Origin of the sequence: Nocardia alba NBRC 108234 (genome assembly GCF_001612665.1) — a bacterium.
In the GTDB taxonomy this organism is placed as follows: domain Bacteria; phylum Actinomycetota; class Actinomycetes; order Mycobacteriales; family Mycobacteriaceae; genus Nocardia; species Nocardia alba.
In genome coordinates this window covers 442,602-459,717 of sequence record NZ_BDAX01000009.1, presented here as the reverse complement: position 1 = coordinate 459,717, position 17,116 = coordinate 442,602, and the positions used below count along the sequence as shown (strand labels likewise).

At 66.4% G+C, this 17,116-nt stretch carries 12 protein-coding genes; 8 read left to right on the top strand and 4 right to left on the bottom strand.

Annotation, left to right across the window (positions count from 1 at the left end; genetic code table 11):
• The first annotated feature begins 8 nt into the window (after positions 1-8).
• The 8 genes from NA12_RS12665 to NA12_RS12630 all read left to right on the top strand — a co-directional run bounded on the left by NA12_RS12665 (position 9) and on the right by NA12_RS12630 (position 9,699).
• Positions 9-1,382: a flavin-containing monooxygenase gene (locus tag NA12_RS12665; RefSeq protein ID WP_067449463.1), complete on the top strand. Its 1,374-nt coding sequence runs from the start codon at positions 9-11 to the stop codon at positions 1,380-1,382.
• Positions 1,379-2,527 carry a serine hydrolase domain-containing protein gene (locus NA12_RS12660; protein ID WP_067449462.1) on the top strand — a complete coding sequence of 383 codons (1,149 nt, stop codon included), beginning with the start codon at positions 1,379-1,381 and terminating at the stop codon, positions 2,525-2,527. Before NA12_RS12665 ends, NA12_RS12660 begins: the two co-directional genes overlap by 4 nt.
• 2 nt (positions 2,528-2,529) lie before the next feature.
• The gene (locus NA12_RS12655; RefSeq protein WP_067449461.1) at positions 2,530-3,573 is read left to right on the top strand and encodes an NAD(P)-dependent alcohol dehydrogenase; all 1,044 of its coding nucleotides are present in this window, start codon (positions 2,530-2,532) and stop codon (positions 3,571-3,573) included.
• A gap of 11 nt (positions 3,574-3,584) precedes the next feature.
• Positions 3,585-5,237 (top strand): steroid-24-oyl-CoA synthetase, encoded by a 1,653-nt coding sequence (casG, locus tag NA12_RS12650; RefSeq protein ID WP_067449544.1) that lies wholly within the window; start codon positions 3,585-3,587, stop codon positions 5,235-5,237.
• 12 nt (positions 5,238-5,249) lie between these two features.
• A complete protein-coding gene (locus tag NA12_RS12645) occupies positions 5,250-6,989 on the top strand; it encodes an N-acyl-D-amino-acid deacylase family protein (RefSeq protein WP_067449460.1) in 1,740 nt (579 codons plus the stop codon).
• Positions 6,990-7,108: 119 nt separating this feature from the next.
• A complete protein-coding gene (locus NA12_RS12640) occupies positions 7,109-7,456 on the top strand; it encodes a hypothetical protein (protein WP_067449459.1) in 348 nt (115 codons plus the stop codon).
• Between the two features lie 174 nt (positions 7,457-7,630).
• Positions 7,631-8,968: an AAA family ATPase gene (locus NA12_RS12635; protein ID WP_067449458.1), complete on the top strand. Its 1,338-nt coding sequence runs from the start codon at positions 7,631-7,633 to the stop codon at positions 8,966-8,968.
• 188 nt (positions 8,969-9,156) lie between these two features.
• Positions 9,157-9,699: an HNH endonuclease family protein gene (locus tag NA12_RS12630; protein ID WP_132369671.1), complete on the top strand. Its 543-nt coding sequence runs from the start codon at positions 9,157-9,159 to the stop codon at positions 9,697-9,699.
• A gap of 8 nt (positions 9,700-9,707) precedes the next feature.
• On the opposite strand, the gene narI is transcribed toward NA12_RS12630, so the two are convergent.
• Genes narI through NA12_RS12610 form a run of 4 tightly spaced genes read right to left on the bottom strand, consistent with a single transcriptional unit; the run spans position 9,708 to position 16,538 of the window.
• Positions 9,708-10,463, bottom strand: coding sequence for a respiratory nitrate reductase subunit gamma (gene narI, locus NA12_RS12625; protein ID WP_067449456.1), 756 nt, complete (start codon positions 10,461-10,463; stop codon positions 9,708-9,710).
• Positions 10,460-11,140: a nitrate reductase molybdenum cofactor assembly chaperone gene (gene narJ, locus NA12_RS12620; protein ID WP_067449455.1), complete on the bottom strand. Its 681-nt coding sequence runs from the start codon at positions 11,138-11,140 to the stop codon at positions 10,460-10,462. The genes narI and narJ overlap by 4 nt, the downstream gene beginning before the upstream one ends.
• Positions 11,137-12,816: a nitrate reductase subunit beta gene (narH, locus tag NA12_RS12615; RefSeq protein ID WP_067449454.1), complete on the bottom strand. Its 1,680-nt coding sequence runs from the start codon at positions 12,814-12,816 to the stop codon at positions 11,137-11,139. Before narH ends, narJ begins: the two co-directional genes overlap by 4 nt.
• 11 nt (positions 12,817-12,827) lie before the next feature.
• On the bottom strand, positions 12,828-16,538 hold the full coding sequence (locus NA12_RS12610; RefSeq protein ID WP_067449453.1) for a nitrate reductase subunit alpha: 3,711 nt from the start codon (positions 16,536-16,538) through the stop codon (positions 12,828-12,830).
• Positions 16,539-17,116 lie beyond the last annotated feature (578 nt).

Sequence of the window (17,116 nt, the reverse complement as noted above, 5' to 3'; positions counted from 1 at the left end):
AGTTGTGCATGGATACACCCGAACTACCCAAGGTGTGCGTCATCGGCGCCGGACCTTCGGGTATCACCGCTGCCAAGAGGCTCGCCGAGAACGGAATCCCGTTCGACTGCTATGAAGCCTCCGACGAGGTCGGCGGCAACTGGTACTACAAGAACCCCAATGGCATGTCGGCCTGCTATCAGAGCCTGCATATCGATACCTCGAAGTACCGCCTGCAGTTCGAGGATTTCCCGGCGCCTGCGGATTGGCCGCATTTCCCGCACCACTCGCAGCTGCTGCGGTACTTCCAGGACTACGTCGACCACTTCGGTCTGCGCGAACACATTCGGTTCAACGCCCTGGTGACCTCGGCCGAACGCGACGACGCCGGCCTGTGGCGGGTGACGACGGCGGCGGGCGACACCGAGGTCTACGACGCGCTGATCGTGTGCAACGGCCACCACTGGAATCCCCGATTGCCGGACTACCCCGGCGAATTCGACGGCGTGCTCATGCACAGCCACGCCTACAACGACCCGTTCGACCCGATCGACATGCGCGGCAAGCGGATCGTGGTGGTCGGGATGGGCAACTCCGGGCTCGATATCGCCTCGGAGCTGTCGCAGCGGTTCATCGCCTCGAAGCTGTTCGTCTCCGCCCGTCGCGGCGTGTGGGTGCTGCCCAAGTACGTCAACGGCGAAGTGGGCGACCGTGCTTCGATGCCGGCGTGGATTCCCCGCAGGATCGCGCTCAAGCTCAAACAGCGTTTCGTGCGCAAGAACCGCGGCGAGATGTCGACCTACGGACTTCCGACGCCCGATCACGAGCCGTTCGAGGCGCATCCCTCGGCCAGTGAGGAGTTCCTGCACCGGGCCGGCTGCGGTGACGTGGAGTGCAAGCCCGCGATCACCCGATTAGCAGGCGACACAGTGCATTTCGCCGATGGCACCAGCGAGCAGGTCGACGTGATCGTGTGCGCCACCGGCTACCACATCAGTTTTCCGTTCTTCGCCGACGCCGAGCTGGTGCCCGATGCGGCGAACCGGTTCCCGCTGTTCCAGATGATGATGAAGCCCGGTGTGGACAATCTCTTCTACCTCGGGCTGGCCCAGCCGATGCCGACGCTGGTGAACTTCGCCGAACAGCAGAGCAAGCTGGTCGCCGCCTACCTGACCGGTCGCTATCACCTGCCCCCGCGCGACCGGATCGACGAGGTGCTCGGCGCGCAGGAGGCCGAACGCGCCGGGCGCTATTACGATTCGCCCCGCCACACCATCCAGACCGAATTCGAGCCGTATGTGCGTTCGATGACCAAGGAACTGGAGCGCGGCGCCAAACGTGCCGCCGCCGCGGGCAATACGCTGCCGGTGCCCGCTCGGGTGACCGCCGAGGCGGCGCGATGAGCAGCTCTTCCGGCTTCTGCCGTGACGAATTCGCGGGTGTGCGTTCGGCTTTCGACGAACAGCTCGCCGCGGGCGCCGAGCTGGGGGCCGCCCTGTGCGTCACGGTCGACGGCGATCCGGTGCTCGACCTGTGGGGTGGCTACGCCGACCCGGAGCGAACCACCCCGTGGGCAGCCGACACCCTGGTGAACGTCTTCTCGGTCACCAAGACGATGACCGCGCTGTGTGCCCTGCTGCTGGTCGACCGTGGTGAACTCGACGTCGACCAGCGGGTTGCCCACTACTGGCCCGAATTCGCGGCGAACGGCAAGGCCGACATCGAAGTTCGGCACCTGCTCTCGCACACCTCGGGTGTCTCGGGCTGGGACAAGCCGATCGCGCTGTCCGACATCTACGACACCGATGCCGCGGCCGCCCGGCTGGCTACGCAGGCGCCCTGGTGGGAGCCGGGCACCGCCTCGGGCTATCACGCCATCAACTACGGCCATCTCATCGGCGAACTCGTGCGCCGCATCACCGGTCGCTCACTCGGGGCGTTCTTCGCCGACGAGCTGGCCGGACCCCTCGGCGCCGATTTCCACATCGGTACCGGTCCCGAGCACGCCGACCGGATCGCCACCCTGGTCCCGCCGCAGATGCCGGACTTCGACCTGTCGACCCTCGACCAGGACAGCGTGCTGATCAAGACCCTCACCAGCCCCTGGCTGGAGGTCTCCGAAACCGCGACGCCCGCGTGGCGCGCGGCCGAGATCGGCGGCACCAACGGGCACGGCAACGCACGCTCGGTGGCCCGCATCCAGTCGCTGATCGCCAATGGCGGCGAGCTGAGCGGTAGGCGGTTCCTCTCGCCCGCGACGATCGAGCTGATCTTTCGCGAGCAGGCCGACGGCATCGACCTGGCGCTGCTGGCGCCGCTGCGCTTCGGCATCGGCTACGGGCTGCCACGACCGGAGACCTTCCCGCACATCCCCGACGGGCGCGTCTGCTGGTGGGCCGGCTACGGCGGCTCGATGGTCGTGAACGACCTCGGCCGCCGCGTCACCTTCGCCTACACCATGAATCGGATGGCGACCGGACTGATCGGCTCCGATCGGTGCGACAGCTACCTGAAGGCCACTTTCGACGCGGTAGGAGACATCCGATGAGCATGCGCGCGATGCAGTTGACGGCGCCCGGCACCCTCGAGTTGCGCACGGTGCCCGTGCCCGAACTCGGACCCGATGATCTGCTGCTGCGGGTCGGCGCGGCCGGGATCTGCCATTCGGATTCGTACGTGCTGAGTGTGCCGTTCCCGATGAGCGAGAAGCCACTGACGTTGGGACACGAGATCGCGGGCACGATCGAGTCGGTCGGCCCGGCGGTCGATGGTCGCCAGGTCGGCGAACGCGGGATCGTGTACCTGTGCTGGTCGTGCGGCGAATGCCGGGAGTGCCTGCGCGGCAACGAGAATGTGTGTCTGGCCGCCGGTCGCACCGCGATGCCGCCGTGCCCCGGCCTCGGCCCCGACGGCGGCATGGCCGAGTACGTGCGCATCCCGGCGCGCTCGTTCGTGCCGATCGCCGACGAACTCGACTTCGTCCACGCCGCGCCGCTGGCCGACGCGGCACTCACGCCGATGCACGCCATCCGTGGCGCCATGGACCAGCTGTGGCCCGGCGCCACCGCGGTCGCCATCGGTATCGGCGGCCTCGGTCATATCGCGATCCAGCTGTTGAAGGCGCTCACCGAGACCACCGTGATCGCGGTCGACGTGGACGCCGCCAAACTGGCGCTGGCCACCGAATGCGGCGCCGACATCGTGCTGAAGGCCGACGAGAACACCACGGCCACCATCTTGGAGCTCACCGGCGGACGCGGCGCGGAGGCGATATTCGACTTCGTCGGCGCGGATCCCACCGTCAAGGTCGCTGTCGAGGCCATCGCCCCCAACGGCGCTGTCCGGCTGGTCGGTATCGGCGGCGGCGCCACCGGCATCGACTCCGGACCGGCGGGCGGTCCCGGTCTGCCGTGGGGCGCGACGGTGCGAAAGTCCTACGGCGGCACCAGATCCGATCTCGTCGACGCCGTGGCCCTCGCGGCCGAGGGAAAGGTCCGCGCTCAGGTCGAGCGGTTCGACCTGGCTGATGCCCGCACCGCTTTCGACCGACTCGACTCCGGCGCTGTTCGTGGCCGTGCCGTCCTCATTCCCTGATGGAGAAGAACATGACCGATGCTGTTGACCCACAGGAATTCGTGGCGAAGGTGGCGGCGGGCCTGACCGCGCCGGGCGCGCCGTTCGAGCTGACCGTCGAACCTGTTCTCGGCGTGCCGATTCCGGTCTTCGCGCAGCGCCGTGCCAACCTGCGCGAACTGCTGGAGCATTCACTGAAGTGGGGCGATCGCGACTACCTCGTCACCGAGGACCGCCGGATCTCCTTCACCGAGCACGCCGCGGCCGCGGGTGCGCTGGCTACCGCGCTGGCCGCCAGGTACGGCGTCGGCAAGGGCGATCGTGTCGCGATCCTGGCCGCCAACGGGCCGGACTGGGTGATCGCGTTCTGGGCCGCGCAGTGTCTCGGCGCGATCCCGGTCGGCTACAACGCCTGGTGGGCTCCGCCGGAGATCGCCTACGGGCTGGGCCACACCACGCCGACCGTCGTCATCGCCGACGGGAAAAGGGCCGCGCTGCTCGCCGAGATCGGCACCGAGATCCCCGTCCTGACCATGGACGAGGATCTGCCCGCCCTGATCGCCGAGTTCGGCGGCGGTGAGCTCCCCGCCACGCCGGTCGCCGAAGACGATCCGGCCGTGATCCTGTACACCAGTGGGACCAGCGGCAGGCCGAAGGGCGTTGTCCATTCGCAGCGGAACATGGTGGCGATCAGTGACTACCACCGCTACACCGACGCGATGCTCGCCGCGTTCATGGGACAGCAGCCCAGCGATGCCCCCAGCGATCGCCGCTACCTGGTCACCGCGCCGCTGTTCCATATCGCCAGCCTGCACAATCTCGTGATCCCGCGCCTGCTCACCGGTGCGGCGGCGGTGTTCCCACACGGCGCCTTCGACGTCGGCCGGGTGCTGAGCCTGGTCGAGCGCGAGAAGGTCACCAACTGGGCCGCGGTGCCGACCATCGCCTCACGACTGCTGGAACATGACGTGGCACAGCATGATCTGTCCTCGTTGAGCGCGCTCTCACTGAACTCCGCGCCGTCCTCGCCCGCGCTGCTCGCCAGCCTGCGCGAGAAGATCCCGGCCCTGCAGTTCTCGCTGACCACCAGCTACGGCCTCACCGAGAGCGGCACCGCGGCCACGGTCGCCACCGCGCTGGACCTGGCCGCGGACGACGCCTCGGTCGGCAGGCCGATCGTCGGGGTGGCGGTGCAGATCCGCGACGCCGAGGGCAACGCGGTCGCCGACGGCGACGAGGGCGAGATCTGCATCCGCAGTCCCTACGTGATGCTCGGCTACTGGAACGACGACGCGGCCACCGCCACCGCGATCGACGATCAACGCTGGCTGCGCTCCGGCGATTTCGGCACGATGGACAACGGCAGACTCACCGTGTCGGGCAGACGCACCGACCTGATCCTGCGCGGCGGCGAGAACGTGTACCCCACCGAGATCGAGAACGTGCTCATCGAACACCCGGCCGTGCGCGACTGCGCGGTCTTCGGCGTCGCGCACCCCGATCTCGGTCAGGAAGTGGCGGCGATCGTCGTCACCGAACCAGGGGCGGTCGACCCGGCGGAACTGCGCGCCTTCGTCGGCGATCAACTCGCCTATTTCAAAGTGCCCGCCCGGTGGCGGTTCACCGCGGAGGCACTGCCGCGCAACGCGACCGGCAAAGTCACCCGACGCGATCTCGCGATCTGAAGGGGTCGAGAAATGTTCGACAGCATCATCAAGGGTGCCCGGTGGTTCGACGGCACCGGCGGCCCGTCCGCGATTCGTCACCTCGGCATCACCGACGGCAGGATCGCCGAGATCTCGGCGACCCCGCTCGACGAGACCGGCTGCTCACGCGTTGTCGATGCCACCGGCAAATGGGTCATCCCCGGCATCGTCGACATCCACACCCACTACGACGTGGAGGTTCTGCTCGACCCGTCGCTGACGGAGTCGGTGCGCCACGGCGTCACCACCGTGCTGCTCGGTTCGTGTTCGCTCTCGACCGTGCACGTCGACGGTGAGACCGCGGGCGACCTGTTCGGCAGGGTAGAGGCCATCCCGCGCCAGTACGTGGTCGGCGCGATGAACGACATGCGGACCTGGCGTACCGCGGGCGAATACGCCGACGCGCTCGAGCAGTTGCCGCTCGGGCCGAACCTGGCCGCCTTCATCGGCCACTCCGATATGCGGGCGGCGGTGCTGGGGCTCGACCGCGCCACCCGCAAGGACGTGAAACCGTCCAAGCCGGAGCTGGCCGAGATCGAGCGCATGCTCGTCGAAGCGCTCGACGCCGGTTTCGTCGGAATGTCCTCGCAGCAGCTGCTTTTCGACAAGCTCGACGGACAGGCCTGTCGTTCGCGCACGCTGCCGTCCACCTACGCCAAGGGCAGGGAGCGGCATCGGCTCAACACGATCCTGCGCCAACGGGGTCGGGCGCTGCAGGGCGGTCCCGACGTCACCAACCCCAAGAGTCTGGTGTCGATGGTGGTGTCGAGCGTCGGCCTCTGGCGCGAGCCGCTCAAGGTGAGTCTGCTGTCGGCGGCCGATGTAAAGGCGGTGCCGGCCGTGTCCAAGATGTTCCCGGCCATCGGCAAGGTCATCAACGGGCTCGACGGCGACTTCCGCTGGCAGCATCTGCCGGTGCCGTTCGAGATCTACTCCGACGGCATCTCGCTGCCGATCTTCGAGGAATTCGGGTCCGGCGCGGCGGCTATGCACCTGGCCGACCACATCGACGAACAGCGCCACCTCATGCAGGACGAGCAGTACCGCCGCACCTTCCGCAAGCACTACGACAGCAAGTACGGCCCGCGCGTGTGGCATCGCGACTTCTTCGACGCCGACATCGTCGAATGCCCCGACGAGACCGTCATCGGCAAGACCTTCGGCGCGGTCGGCGTCGACCGTGGCGGTCTGCACCCGGTCGACGCGTTCCTCGACCTCGTCGTCGAGCACGGCGACAAGTTGCGTTGGCGCACCACCATCTCCAACCACCGGCCCGAGGTGGCCGACATCCTGGCGGCCGACCCGTCTATCCAGGTCGGATTCTCCGATGCCGGTGCGCACCTGCGCAATATGGCCTTCTACAACTTCGGCCTGCGCCTGCTCCGTCGCGTCAACGACGCCGCGACCGACGAGCGGCCGTTCATGTCGGTCGAGCACGCGGTGCACCGGCTCACCGGCGAACTGGCCGACTGGTACGGCCTCGACGCGGGCCATCTGCGCGTGGGTGACCGCGCCGACGCCGTCGTGATCGACCCCGCCCATCTCGATGACACCCTGGACGCCTACGCCGAGAGCCCCCTCGCCGTCTTCGGCAACCTCTCACGGATGGTGAACCGCAACGACGAGACCGTCACCGCGGTCTTCGTCAACGGCCGCTACGTCTTCGGCGAGGGTGAAGCCGATCCGGTGCTCGGCACCGAACGCGTGGGCGCCTTCCTGCGCGCCGAGTAGCAGGGCCCGGTGCGCGCCGCGCGGGCACCGATCTGCGACCCTGGGCTGACCGGGCCGCGGCCGACCCGAACCAGGCCGGCCGCCGCCCGAACACCCGGACATCTGCGAGAGGACTCGATATGTCGGACGCGAAGCGGATCACCTGGGGTAAACCGCGTCATCCCACCGACGCCGACCGCGATGCCCTGCGCCAGGACCTACTCGCCAAAGCGCGCGCCGTGCGCGTCGACGGCTGGACGAACCACCGCACCGAATGGTCACCCGGCCAGGTGGCGGTGGTCGCCTACGTGCTCGACGACGCCGAAGTCCTCGCCGACCTCGAGGAGAACGAGAGCACGATTCTGAGCCGCTACGCCGCCGACCTGTTCGGCTTCGCCGGCGGCCGCAAGGACAACGAGAAGGGCCTGGTCGACACCCAGGCCTGGTTCGCCGCCGTCCGCAAAGCCCTCGGTACTCCCACGTCATAGCCGCCACTGGGTTCGGTGACACGCGGATCACCAGGTTGTCTCACAACTGTCTGACTATGCACGGGTCCACTCCCCGTCGAACTAGACCAGGTGTACCTGCCGAGCGCGTACGGTGTCGGTCCGGGTAGCCCGGAGGTCGGTCGGTCAGGTACGTGACTCTTGTACTGTGACCACGTGCAGCTAACCGAACTGAAGATCGAAGGAATCCGTGGGTTTTCCCACGGGGAGCAGGCCACGTCGCTCTCCTTCATCCAGCCGGATGGTTCAGTACCGAAGTGGATCGTGGTGGCTGGGCGCAACGGCTCCGGCAAGTCCACCTTCTTGCAGGCGATTGCCTTGGCGATCGCTGGTCCTTCGGTCGCGCGACTACTCGCGGAAACTTTCCAGGATTGGATTCGCGACGGCGATACGCTCGCGTTCGTGAGTGCGCGGCTCAGATTCTCGGCTGACGATATCTTCGGACAGCAAGGGCGCAGGCCGAGATTCGATCCGCTCGTCGCGTTGCGGTGGGAACGAACTGAGGTCGGGCCGGAGCCTGAACTGTACGCAGCGCCGGGAAAGGGCTGGTCACCCCTGCGCGGCCCGTGGGCGGAGAATGCCCGCGGCTGGTTCACTGCGGGTTACGGACCATTTCGGCGTCTTTCCCCGGCTTCCAACGATGCTCTGCGGCTGATGATGCAGCCTGGTCGGCCCGCAGCGCTTGCGAGTCTGTTTCGTGAGGACGCGTCGATGTCGGAGTCGGTGCAGTGGTTGCAGCAGCTCTATCTTCGACGGCTGGAGGGCAGCGCGGAGGCAGCCAGGCTGGAGGAGCTGGTCATGAGGCTGCTGGATGACGGGTTGCTGCCCGATGGGATGCGTGTACGGAAGGTCGATTCCGCTGGATTGTGGGTCACTACGCCCGACAGCCGTGAGCTGGCGCTGAAATCATTGAGCGACGGGTATCGGACGGTCGCAGGTCTGGTGCTCGACCTCGTCAAGCAACTTTCGACCAGCTTCGACGTCGTGAGATACGAAGAGAAGGACGGCGTCGTTACCATCCTTCACGAAGGCGTCGTTCTCATCGATGAGATCGATGTCCACTTACATGTGGAGTGGCAGAAGAGCATCGGATTCTGGATGAAAGAGCATTTCCCGAATATCCAGTTCGTAGTCACCACGCATAGCCCGTTCGTTTGTCAGGCAGCTGACGAGGGGGGCCTGATCAGACTATCGCCGGCGTGGGCTCCAGGACCCGCCGCCGAGGTGGTGACCGGAGAAGTGTTCAACCGGGTCGTCAATGGAACCGTTGACGAGGCAGTCCTGACCGATTTGTTCGGGTTGGACTCAACTTTGTCTGTGGCTTCTCGCGATGCGCGAAACCGCCTGGCCGAGATCGAAGCGGCTGCGTTGCACCGGGACCTGTCGGCGTTGGAAGTAAGCACGTTGGCGGACCTGCGGTCGAAACTTCCGACGAGTCAGGCTGATCGTGCAGACCAGGCACTGATGGTGCATCGACGGTCCGGCAACGAATGATCCCGATATCCAGACGGTCGCTCGGAGCGGATGCTGTCGCGGAACTTGCGCGCTTGCAGAGCAGCGTCGACGCCGCGAACGACCCTGCCGATCGAGCCGCTCGCGCGTGGAGGTCCTTCAGTGGTACCAAGACCAAACGTGACGTGGCTACGGGACTCAGGGCTATGTGCTCCGGCATCGCAAGGTGCATGTACTGCGAAGACAGCGCCGGTACCGATATCGAGCACTTCCGGCCCAAATCAGGGTTCCCCGCTACGGCTTTCGTATGGAACAATCATCTGTTCGCTTGCTCGCACTGCAATAGCAATGAGAAGAGGGATCGCTTTCCGGCTGACGCGACGGGTCGAGCGCTGCTTATCGATCCGACAACGATGGACCCCTTCGATCACTTGACACTCTCAGTCGGGTCGGGCTTGTACGTCGGGCGCGATGAAATCGGCAGAACATCAATCGACGTATTCGGGCTGAATCGCGAGATCTGCGCGAAAGGTCGACTTCGGGCATGGTCGACTTTGTGCAAATTGATCGAGCGGTATCCCGTCGAAACAGATGCCGAGCGACTCGATACTCTCGCGATCTTGCGGGACTTCCCGTTTCAGGGTGTTCGCCGATGGCTGGCCGTCATCGTCGAATCGGGCGATCGCGCGGGGGTCGTTCCGCCGACGGTGAAGGACACCGTCGGCGAATACACCGAGTTGATCGCGGAGTTCGTTGTGCGGAAGGCGGGTTGACGGTTGGGTTACCACTTGTCGGGCGTGACCGGGGCGTCCCAGGCTTTGGCGAAGCGGGTCTTGTCCTTGGTGTCCACTTCCTTGCGGCGGTAGACGATGTAGGGACGGGTGACGTAGCCGATGGGGGCGCTGAACATGTGGACCAGCCGGGTGTAGGGCCAGGCCGCCACCAGGGCGAGGACCACGAGGCCGTGCAGCTGGAAGGTCCAGGGAACACCGACCATCAGGCCCGGTTCGGGATTGATCGAGAACAGGCTGCGAAACCACGGCGACACCGTGGTGCGGTAGTTGTAGGTGCCCCACAGCAGGTTGGAACCCCAGGTGTTGAGCAGGCCGGTGACCAGGGCAAGGGTCAGCAGCGTGTACATCATGACGTCGTTGCGGCTGGTGTTCTTGCGCACGGCGGGAATGGCGATGCGGCGGTAGCACAGGATGGCCACGCCGAGCACCACCATCAGGCCCGCGATCGACCCCGCGCCGACCGCGACGATGTGGTACGCGTGCTCGGAGATGCCGATCGCCGAGGTCCAGGATTCGGGAATCAGCAGACCCATCACGTGCCCGCCGAACACCCCGAGCATGCCGAAGTGGAACAGCGGGCTGCCCAGTTGCAGCAGCTTGGACTCATAGATCTGCGAGGACCGGGTGGTCCAGCCGAACTGGTCGAAGCGGTAGCGCCAGACATGGCCCAGCACAAAGGAAGTCGCCGCGATATAGGGCAGGATCAGCCACAGGCCCTCGGGCAGGGGGATGGTTGCGTTCATCGGCGGCCTTCTGTTGCTTCGAAGAGGGCGGGGTCCATGGCGAAGGGTTCGAGGCCGACTTCTTCCTCGGGCGGGCCCTGGGCGGCGAGTTCGGCGATGCGCCTGCGGTCGGCGGTGGTCACCGGCGGCAAGGTCGTGAGCACCGCGGCGAGTACCCCGCTGTAGGGAGAGTTGTTGTCGGCCAGCGACAGTCGCAGCAGCTCCATCACCGGCACGTGCTCGCCGAGCAGGCGTTCACCGCCGATCGGGTCGATGGTGGCGGCGAATTCCAGCAGCACCGGCAGGTGGTCGGGCAGTTCCTCGTCGCCGAGTTCGACGCCCGCCTGCCGGTAGGCGTGCTTGAAACGCAGCAGCGCCATCCCCCGCTTGCGGGTGTCACCGAAGGCGTAGAAGGTCAGGTGCAGGCTGGCTCGCCGGCGCATGTCGAAGGTCTCGACGTAGCTCTGCGCCACCTCGATGGCCGGGGTGTCGCGCAGATAGGTCAGCACCGCGGCGAAGTGCGCCCGCACCTCGTCGGGCAATCGCGCAGCGGCGCCGGACAATTGGTCGAGCATGGCAAGGGTCTGCTCGCCCGGATAGTCCAGCAGCAGCGCGGCCAGCCGCCACACGACCCTGCGATCGTGCTCGGGCATCGCCGTCACCGGTTCGGGCCGTTTGCGAATGGAGAGCAGGCTCATGGCGCGACACCGCTCACGGGTGAGTCGGCGACGGCAGCGCCGTTGCTGCCGTTGCCGTTACCGGCGCCGTTGCCGGTACCCCCGTTGCCGTTCGTGGTCGGCACGAGTCCACTGGTGCTGCGCCCGTCCCAGTTGAGCAGGTTGATCCGGCCCGACTTCTCTTCCGGCGCGGCCTGATTGGTGTCGGACAGCGAGAACTTCTCGACGACCTGATCGAATGCGGTCATGCCGGGCCCGCCGTCGGTGTCGAGACTGCACCCGGTGGCCAGCGAGTCCAGCTCGTGGGCCTTGGACGTCGCGCCCATCGGGATCACGTACCGGTGTTCGTACTTGGCGATGGCGAGCAGCCGGTACATGGCCTCGATCTCCTCGGGCTCCAGCCCGATCGAGGGCGCGATCTCGGCTTCGGGTTCCTCGCCGAGGTTGACCGACCGCATGAACGCCCGCATCCCGGCCAGCCGCTGCAGCGACGAGCGCACCGGACCGATCTCACCGGCGGTGAACAGCTCGGCCAGGTACTCGATCGGGATGCGCAGCGCGTCGATCGCGCCGAACAGGTTGCGCGCGTCCTCGCCGTCGTGCCCGGTCTCGGTGAGCACATCCACCACCGGCGACAGCGGCGGCACGTACCAGACCATCGGCATCGTGCGGTATTCCGGGTGCAACGGCAGCGCCAGCTGATAGTCGACGATCAGCTTGTAGACCGGCGAATCCTGGGCGGCCTGAATCCATTCCGGTGAGATCCCGGCCTTCTCGGCTTCGGCGATCACGCGCGGGTCGTGCGGGTTGAGGAACACCCCCAGCTGCGAGGTGTACAGGTCCTGCGGATCGGTGACCTGGGCCGCTTCGAGCACCGCGTCGGCGTCGTAGAGCATCACGCCGATGTAGCGCAGCCGTCCGACACAGGTTTCCGAGCACACCGTCGGGATGCCGACCTCCACGCGCGGGTAGCAGAAGGTGCACTTCTCCGCCTTGCCCGTCTTGTGGTTGAAGTAGATCTTCTTGTACGGGCAGCCGGTGATGCACTGGCGCCAGCCACGGCACTTGTCCTGGTCGACGAGCACGATGCCGTCTTCCTCGCGCTTGTAGATCGCGCCGGAGGGGCACGACGCGGCGCAGGAGGGGTTCAGGCAGTGCTCGCAGATGCGCGGCAGGTAGAACATGAAGGTCTCTTCGAACTCCAGTTTGACCTTGTCCTCGAGCTTGCCGAGCAACGGGTCCTTGGCGACCTGCTCCGGACCCGAACCCAGGTCGTCGTCCCAGTTCGCGCCCCAGGTGACCTTGGTGTCCTCGCCGGTGATCAGCGACTTGGGCCGCGCCACCGGGGTGGTGTCCATGGGCGGCGACGACAGCAGGTTGTCGTAGTCGTAGCTCCACGGCTCGTAGTAGTCGTCGACCGTGGGCAGATCCGGGTTGGCGAAGATGTTCATCAGGCGCTTGAACCGCGAGCCCGACTTCAGGGTCAGCTTGCCGCGCTTGTTGAGCGTCCAGCCGCCCTTCCACTTCTCCTGGTCCTCGTACTGGCGCGGATAGCCCTGTCCCGGACGGGTTTCCACATTGTTGAACCAGACGTACTCGGTACCGCCACGGTTGGTCCAGGCCTGCTTGCAGGTGACCGAGCAGGTGTGGCAGCCGATGCACTTGTCCAGGTTCATGACCATGGCGAGCTGTGCCATTACGCGCATGATTAGTACTCCACTTCTTGCGACCGTCGGCGGATCGTGGTTACTTCGTCACGCTGGTTTCCGGTGGGGCCGTGGTAGTTGAGGGCGAAGGACTGCTGGGCGTAGCCGCCGATCAGGTGCGAGGGCTTGATCAGTACGCGGGTGAGCGCGTTGTGGATACCGCCGCGCTTGCCCTTGGCTTCCTTGGTGGTGTTCTCGGCGCCCTCGATGCGCGGCACGTCGACCGCGCGGTCCTGGGCGTGGTACATGAAGACCGTGCCCTCGGGCATGCGGTGCGAGACGATCGCGCGGGCCACGACCACACCGTTGCGGTTGATCGCCTCGATCCAATCGTTGTCCGCCACACCGATCTTCACCGCGTCGCGGTCCGACATCCAGATCGTCTGACCGCCGCGCGAGAGCGTCAGCATGTGCAGGTTGTCCTGGTAGGCCGAGTGGATCGACCACTTGGAGTGCGGTGTCAGGTAGCGCACCGTCAGACCGTTGCCGCTCACGTTGCCGATGCTCGGTTCCGCGAACAGCGCCGACATATCCAGGGGTGGACGGAAGATCGGTAGTTGCTCGCCGAGCTCGATCATCCAGTCGTGGTCGAGGTAGAAGTGCTGGCGACCGGTGAGGGTGTGCCACGGCTTCTTGCGCTCGACATTGATGGTGAAGGGCGAGTACCGGCGACCACCGGATTCACTGCCCGACCATTCCGGCGAGGTGATCACCGGGACGGGGCGAGCCTGGGTGTCGGCGAACGTGATCCGTTTGCCCTCGGCTTCCTTGGCGAGGTCGGACAGCTCGGTGCCGGTGCGCCGTTCGAGCGCCTCGAACCCCTCGACCGCGAGGCGTCCGTTGGTGGTGCCCGACAGCGACAGGATCGCCTCGGCGGCGTGGGTGTCCTTGGCCAGCGACGGACGCCCCGCGGCGATGCCGGAGACGATGGTGCCGTTCTGCCCGGCCAGGTACTCCACTTCTTCCTCGGGGAAGGTGGTGATGCCCTTGGTCGTCAGACCCAGCTTCTCCACCAGCGGCCCGAGCGCGGCCAGCTTCTCCGCGATCTTGGTGTAGTCGCGTTCGATCTCGACGATCTTGGGCATGGTCTTGCCCGGAATCGGCTCGCACTCACCGGCTTTCCAGTCCAGCACCTTGCCGCCCGCTTGCGCGAGCGCATCGGGGGAATCGTGCTGCAACGGCACCGCGACGATGTCCTTGCGGGTGCCCAGGTGCTTCTCGGCCAGCCAGGAGAAACCGCGCGCGATGCGGTGGAACGCCTCGAAGTCGGTCTTGGCCTCCCACGGCGGGGAAATGGCGGGGGAGAACGCGTGCACGAACGGGTGCATATCGGTCGAGGACAGGTCGTGCTTCTCGTACCAGGTGGCGGCGGGGAGCACGATATCGGCGAACAGCGTGGTGCTGGTCATCCGGAAGTCCAGTGCCAGGAGCAGATCCAGCTTGCCCTCGGCGCCCTCCTCCCGCCATTCCAGTTCCTGCGGACGCACGCCGGTCGCGTCGGTGGTCTGCAGGTTGGAGCCACAGCCGAGCAGGTGCTTCTGGAAGTACTCGTTGCCCTTGCCGGAGGAGCCGAGCAGGTTCGCGCGCCACACGGTGAGCACGCGCGGGAAGTTCTCCGGTGCGTCGGGGTCCTCGCAGGCGAAGCGCAGGTCGCCGGACTTCAACCCGTCGACGACGTGCTCGGCGGGGGTCTTCCCGGCTTCGGCGGCCTCGTCGGCCAGGTCGAGCGGGTTGCGGTTGAACGTGGGGTAGCTGGGCATCCAGCCCAGCCGGCTCGCCAGGGCGATGTTGTCGGCGGCGGTGCGCCCGGCGAACTTGCCCTTGCCCAGCGGCGAGGCGAACGAGTCCGAGGTGAACGGGTCGTAGCGCCACTGATCGTTGGTGAGGTACCAGAACACGGTGCCCTGCATCTGCCTCGGCGGGCGCTGCCAGTCACTGGCCGAGGCCAGGGTGGCCCAACCGGTGACGGGACGGCACTTCTCCTGGCCCACGTAGTGGGCCCAGCCGCCGCCGTTCTTGCCCTGACAGCCGGTGAGCAGCGTGAGCGTGAAGAAGGCGCGGTAGATCTGATCGGAGTGGAACCAGTGGTTGGTGCCGGCGCCCATCAGGATCATCGAGCGACCGCCGGAACGTTGCGCGTTGTCGGCGAACTCGCGTCCGATGCGCGCCGCCTGCACGGCGGGCACTCCGGTGATGGCCTCCTGCCAGGCGGGGGTGTACGGCGACTCGGCGTCGTCGTAGCCCTTGGCCCACTCGCCGGGCAGGCCCTCGCGGCCGACGCCGTACTGCGCGAGCAACAGGTCGAAGACGGTGGTAACACGCTTGCCCGCAATGACTTTCGTCGGTACGCCACGGATGATCGACCCGGCGACGTCGGTGTCGAAGCGGGGCAGCGCGATGGTGACCGGCGCGTCGCCGGAGTGACCGAGCAGGGTGAGCAGCGGGTCGACGCCCTCGAGGTCGAGGTTCCACTTGCCCGCGTCGCCCTCGCCGAAGCGATGGCCCAGCGAGCCGTTGGGCACCACCGGGTTGCCCGCCTGGTCGAGCAGAACCGGCTTGTGTTCGACGCCTTCGCCGGTGTGGCCGAGATCGGCGGCGGTGAGGAACTTGCCGGGAAGAGCGCCCTCCTGATCCGCCGCCTCGTCGAGGCAGATCAGGTACGGCAGATCGGTGAAGGACTTGATGTAGTCGGTGAACATCGGAGTCTGCTTCTCGATGAAGAACTCCTTGAGCACCACATGGCCCATCGACATCGCCAGCGCGGCATCGGTACCCGGACGCGCGGCCACCCATTCGTCGGCGAATTTGGTGTTGTCGGCGTAGTCGGGGGAAACCACCACTACCTTCTGGCCGCGGTAGCGTGCCTCGGTCATGTAGTGCGCGTCGGGCGTACGGGTCACCGGGACGTTGGAGCCCCACATGATGAGGTAGCCCGCGTCGAACCAGTCGGCCGACTCCGGCACGTCGGTCTGGTCGCCGAACACCTGCGGCGAGGCCACCGGCAGGTCGGCGTACCAGTCGTAGAACGACAGCATGTAGCCGCCGATCAGCGACACGAAGCGGGCGCCGGTGGCATGGCTGACCATCGACATCGCCGGAATCGGCGAGAAGCCGGCCACCCGGTCGGGGCCGTACTGCTTGATCGTGTAAACATGCGCGGCGGCCGCGATCTCGGCGGCTTCCCACCATTCGGCGCGGACGAAACCACCTTTACCGCGCGTGGTCTTGTAGGCCTTGGCCTTGGCCGGGTCCTCGACGACGGACTGCCACGCCAGCACCGGGTCCTTGAGTTCGGCCTTGGCCTTGCGGTACAGGTCGAGCAGCGTGCCACGCACATAGGGGTAGCGCACGCGGGCCGGGGAGTAGGTGTACCAGGAGAACGACGCGCCGCGGGGGCAGCCGCGTGGCTCGTACTCCGGCTTGTCCGAACCCACCGAGGGGTAGTCGGTCTGCTGGGACTCCCAGGTGATCACGCCGTCCTTGACGTAGATCTTCCAGGAGCACGAGCCGGTGCAGTTCACGCCGTGGGTGGAGCGCACCACCTTGTCGTGCGACCAGCGGTCGCGGTAGAACTCGTCGGCATCGCGACCACCGACCTTGTAGACGGACCGGTTGTCGGGCGAGACCTCGCCCCGCTGGAAATACTTACCGAGGTTCAGCAATGTGTCGCCGAAATCGGCGGGCGACGGACCTTGCGTGCGCGAATTAACCACGACGCCCCCTTCGAGCTGTGAAATCGGGCTGTTGGGGAAACTGTAAGGAGGCGGACCCCTTCGGCAAAACGAACTTTTCACATCCGGATTCGGGCAACGGTGAGGTGTGAGGTCAGCGCAATGTCGTGGTCACGGGGCAGACGCGCCACGAGGTCCGTGATCGGGGCTCCATCGGGGGCGGATATGCCGTGAGCTGGCATAACGCGGCGATCGAGGGGCGGGTCGGCGGGTGGGCGGTGATGCTTCGGAAACGGCTGGTTCTCCCGCGGTTTACATTTGTTTACATGCGCGGTGTGGCCGCTGAACAGCGCGGATGTGACGCCACACACAACTATGGTCGGGTCCGGTCGCGCCTCGACGCGAGCTCGGGTCGGCCCGTGGCGGCGGGGCGCGTGCACTGATTCCGAACGAGCGCCGCGCTCGGTGTGATGCGCCGACGAATCGATACGCGGCGAATAGGAACCGACCGGTTGGTGTTCGAAGTGGATGAAGATCACGACCGGAGTGGTCGAGCGGAGCGGAATCCTATAACACCGCCGTGCGGGACGATTTGGAAGCTTTTAATTCGGTTCAGCACA

Excerpts from the sequence above, each read along its gene's own strand:
- narI (WP_067449456.1), bottom strand. The coding sequence starts at position 10,463 with ATGAACGCAACCATCCCCCTGCCCGAGGGCCTGTGGCTGATCCTGCCC.
- NA12_RS12660 (WP_067449462.1), top strand. The coding sequence starts at position 1,379 with ATGAGCAGCTCTTCCGGCTTCTGCCGTGACGAATTCGCGGGTGTGCGT.
- narH (WP_067449454.1), bottom strand. The coding sequence starts at position 12,816 with ATGGCACAGCTCGCCATGGTCATGAACCTGGACAAGTGCATCGGCTGC.
- NA12_RS12655 (WP_067449461.1), top strand. The coding sequence starts at position 2,530 with ATGCGCGCGATGCAGTTGACGGCGCCCGGCACCCTCGAGTTGCGCACG.
- NA12_RS12640 (WP_067449459.1), top strand. The coding sequence starts at position 7,109 with ATGTCGGACGCGAAGCGGATCACCTGGGGTAAACCGCGTCATCCCACC.
- NA12_RS12630 (WP_132369671.1), top strand. The coding sequence starts at position 9,157 with ATGTACTGCGAAGACAGCGCCGGTACCGATATCGAGCACTTCCGGCCC.
- NA12_RS12665 (WP_067449463.1), top strand. The coding sequence starts at position 9 with ATGGATACACCCGAACTACCCAAGGTGTGCGTCATCGGCGCCGGACCT.
- casG (WP_067449544.1), top strand. The coding sequence starts at position 3,585 with ATGACCGATGCTGTTGACCCACAGGAATTCGTGGCGAAGGTGGCGGCG.
- narJ (WP_067449455.1), bottom strand. The coding sequence starts at position 11,140 with ATGAGCCTGCTCTCCATTCGCAAACGGCCCGAACCGGTGACGGCGATG.
- NA12_RS12645 (WP_067449460.1), top strand. The coding sequence starts at position 5,250 with ATGTTCGACAGCATCATCAAGGGTGCCCGGTGGTTCGACGGCACCGGC.